The following is a 3,127-nucleotide window of genomic DNA, read 5'->3' on the forward strand; positions in this document are numbered from 1 at the left end:
GGCGCGCGGCGCCCGCACGATCCTCGTGACGGTGGACCGGCCGGCGCGGATCACCATCCCGTCGTGGCGGCGCACCATCGCGGCGCTGGATGGTGACGAACAGGGCGACGACGACCTGCGCTGGATCATCATGTCCTCGGACAGCCTGGGCAAGCTCATGGCCCGGAACGGGCGCCCGCGGCTCAAGCTGGACGTCGCGGTGATCGACGAGGCCCACCAGTTCCGGCACGCCAGCAAGCGCACCAGCTACATGCGGAGACTGACCCGCATGGACGCCCCGCACGCCAACGCCCCGTTCGTGCTGACGATCACCGCCACCCCGGGCCACCACCCCGGCGAATGGGCATACCTGTCCTCGCTGTTCGCGCAGGTGCACGGCGATCCGCCGGCCCGGTGGGCGGACTTCGGGCGGGCGCTGACCGAGCGGGGCGTGCCCCTGGAGACCTCCTACGGCAGATGGACGTGGACCACGGAGGCGAAGGAATCTCTACAGGTGCAGCAGGCCGCCATCGGCGACGTGCGCGACATCCTGCTGCGGCACGATCCGCCGCTGATGCTCACCCGGTCGGCGCCATGGGGGCCGCCGCCCTTCGACGTGGACCTGGTGGAGCTGACCCCGGACCAGTGGCGGGCCTACGAGCTGGAGTGGGGTGACTTCCAGCGGGAGATGCGGCTGGCCAGGACCGGCAAGAACGTCGCCCGCGGGCTGGCTGCGCTGGTGCGGCTGCGCCAGAAGGCATCGATGATCCGGGTCGAGCACACGGTCGCGGCGGCCAAGGCCGAACTCGCCCGGGGCCACCAGGTGTTGATCGCCACGGAGATGGTGTCCACGGCCGCGCACCCGGTGGCCGAGATGCTCGAGGCCGACGGGATCCCGGTGGCGCGGATCTACGGCTCGAACCCGCAGGCCGAATCCGAGCGGATGCGGTTCCAGCGGGGCGAGGCGCCGGTGGTGGTGTTCAACACGCCCACCGCGATCAACCTGCAGGCCCGCGAGCAGTTCGCCGACGGCTCGTTCGCGACCGACACCCCGCGCAGGGGCTTCTTCCACCAGGCCCGCTACTCAGGACTCCTGGCCGAGCAGACGATGGGCCGCGCGCACCGGGATCACCAGGTGTGCTCGTGGTCGCTCCTGGCCGCGGCGGGCACGATCGAGGAGCGGGCCGGGACGGTGATGCTGTCCCGCCTGATCTCCTCCGCGACCAGCACCGACGCGGACGCCTCGACCTTTGCCGAGGTGGCCCGGGTCTTTGGGATCGACTGGATCCCCGCCGCTCGACTGGCGGACGAACTCGGTTAGGCGTACACCGCTCGTGGCGTGCTCCCCTCACGGGCAGACCGGTTCCGACGAACGCCCTCGTCGTCGCCACTCACCCTGTCCTTCCCGACGGCTCTGTCGATAGACTCCGCGGGTGCGGATTCGTCCGATCGACCTCGTGGATGTCCTGGTGTATCTCGTCGTCTTGGGCGTGTTCATCCAGCTCTTCCCCGCCGTCCTCTCCGAGACGTTCCTGCTGGCGCTCCTGACGGCGGTCCTGCTCAAGGTGGTGCTGGAGATCGTGCTGCTGGTCAAGAAGAGGATCGTGGGCCGCATCCGGTCGGGGAGGCCGCTGCCGATTCGCATCGTCAACGTGGTCGCGCTGCTCCTGGTGCTGCCGGGCAGTAAGTTCCTGGTCTTGGAGCTGGTGGCGTTCGCGTTCGGCGACGCCGTGCAGCTGGGCGGCTTCTGGGCGGTGACCGCGCTCATCGTGGCGCTGATGCTCTCCCGCGGTGGCATGCGGCGGTTGCTGACGACGACCGAGTAGTCGCGCCCCGTGGTCACGCCCCCACCGGGTGAGGACGATCCGACGCCGGCCGCCGCGTCCGCTCCCCCGCCGGCTGCTCCTCGATGAACGCGCCGTCGAGGAGCATGGTCGAGGTTGCAAGGCCTGCTCTACGCCCTCGCGTCCCGGCCGGTCACTGCGCGCCGGTGCCAGGTGAGCGCCCTCGTCGTCGTCGTCACCGCCCCGGTCCTTCCCTCGATCTGGTCCGCCGGTCTCACCTGGTAGGTCCCCCGAGGATCCGGCGGGTGGGCTGCGCGAACACCAGGAGCAGGTTCACCACGCTCACCGCACCGAACGCCCACCAGAACGTGTGGAACAGCTCCCGCTGGTCGCCGGGCAGCCCCGCCACCGGCCGCCACAGCAGGGCGACCTCCCCCACCATCCACGCGAGTTGCCCCAGCGCCACCACCAACGCGAAGTACCACTGCCACGGCGAGGGGGCATCCCGGCGCCCGCGGGCGCGCAGGCCCCTGACCAACAGCGCGGTGACCACGGCCCCCGCCACACCCAGCAGAGCGAGGATCACACCCGGGGCGAAGAAGTCGGCGAACGGCGTGTTCACCAACAGCTCCGGATCGAACCCCAGACCCGATCCGTCGCGGAAGAGGAACAGGCCGGGCCCTCCCCCTAACGCCGACAGCGTCCAGAACGCCATGCCGACGAGAAGCGCGGACGTGGACCACGGTCGTGCCAACCTCATCTCGGAGCTCCTCTCCACCTACTGCGTCAGGGGACGCACCTGCTCGAGCATGACGTCCACAAACACGTCCTTGTTCTCCGCGCTGCCCAGACCGTGACCACCCTCCAACCAGATGAGGTTCTTGTCCGGCGCCGAGAGGACGTCGTAGTACTCCTCGACCAGCGCTGGCATGGCGTTGACGTCGTGGCGGCCCACGAAGAAGAACACCGGCACCTCCAGCGTCGGGGCCTGACGGGCGAAGTCCAGACCCTCGAGCTGCGGGTAGACGGCGTTGAACGAGTTGATCAGACCGCGGGTGTGGTTGACCTTGTCGACGTAGCCGTACTCGGGGACGAAGAACGGGATGAGCGGCGCGACCAGCGTGTACCGGGGCGTGCCCATGATCTCGTTGAGAACGTCCAGGAAGGCGACGTAGGGGCGCACCACGTTGTCCCCGTGGTACGGCGGCGGCCCGTTGCTGCGCAGCTTCTCCGCTCGCCGGGTCTCGCCCTTGTCGTCGAGGTACTTGAGCGCGAGCTCGTATCCCATGCGGTCGTTCTCGGTGGTGTTGACCATCTGCCCGCTGGTGACCAGGGCGTGGAAGAGCTCGGGGTGTTCCTGCACC

Annotated in this window: 4 protein-coding genes; 2 read left to right on the forward strand and 2 right to left on the reverse strand. The window is 69.5% G+C overall.

The window, feature by feature from the left end:
• Together B4M60_RS08270 and B4M60_RS08275 are read left to right on the forward strand one after the other, a co-directional pair.
• Window positions 1-1,300 (forward strand): DEAD/DEAH box helicase (locus B4M60_RS08270; RefSeq protein ID WP_291082124.1); only part of this gene is annotated, 1,300 nt, incomplete at its 5' end.
• A 112-nt stretch (window positions 1,301-1,412) separates the two neighbouring features.
• Window positions 1,413-1,805 (forward strand): hypothetical protein, encoded by a 393-nt coding sequence (locus B4M60_RS08275; RefSeq protein ID WP_291082126.1) that lies wholly within the window; start codon window positions 1,413-1,415, stop codon window positions 1,803-1,805.
• Window positions 1,806-2,037: 232 nt separating this feature from the next.
• Here B4M60_RS08275 and B4M60_RS08280 read toward each other — a convergent pair whose 3' ends face one another.
• Both B4M60_RS08280 and B4M60_RS08285 read right to left on the reverse strand, forming a co-directional pair.
• Window positions 2,038-2,523, reverse strand: coding sequence for a hypothetical protein (locus B4M60_RS08280; RefSeq protein WP_291082128.1), 486 nt, complete (start codon window positions 2,521-2,523; stop codon window positions 2,038-2,040).
• 18 nt (window positions 2,524-2,541) lie between these two features.
• Window positions 2,542-3,127, reverse strand: a 586-nt coding sequence (locus B4M60_RS08285) for an alpha/beta fold hydrolase (protein ID WP_291082130.1), incomplete at its 5' end; no start/stop codon positions are given.

The organism is Dietzia sp. UBA5065 (assembly GCA_002415925.1).
Classification (GTDB): domain Bacteria; phylum Actinomycetota; class Actinomycetes; order Mycobacteriales; family Mycobacteriaceae; genus Dietzia.

Bases quoted from the DNA above. Each gene is read 5' to 3' on its own strand.
- B4M60_RS08280 (WP_291082128.1), bottom strand. From the start codon at position 2,523: ATGAGGTTGGCACGACCGTGGTCCACGTCCGCGCTTCTCGTCGGCATG.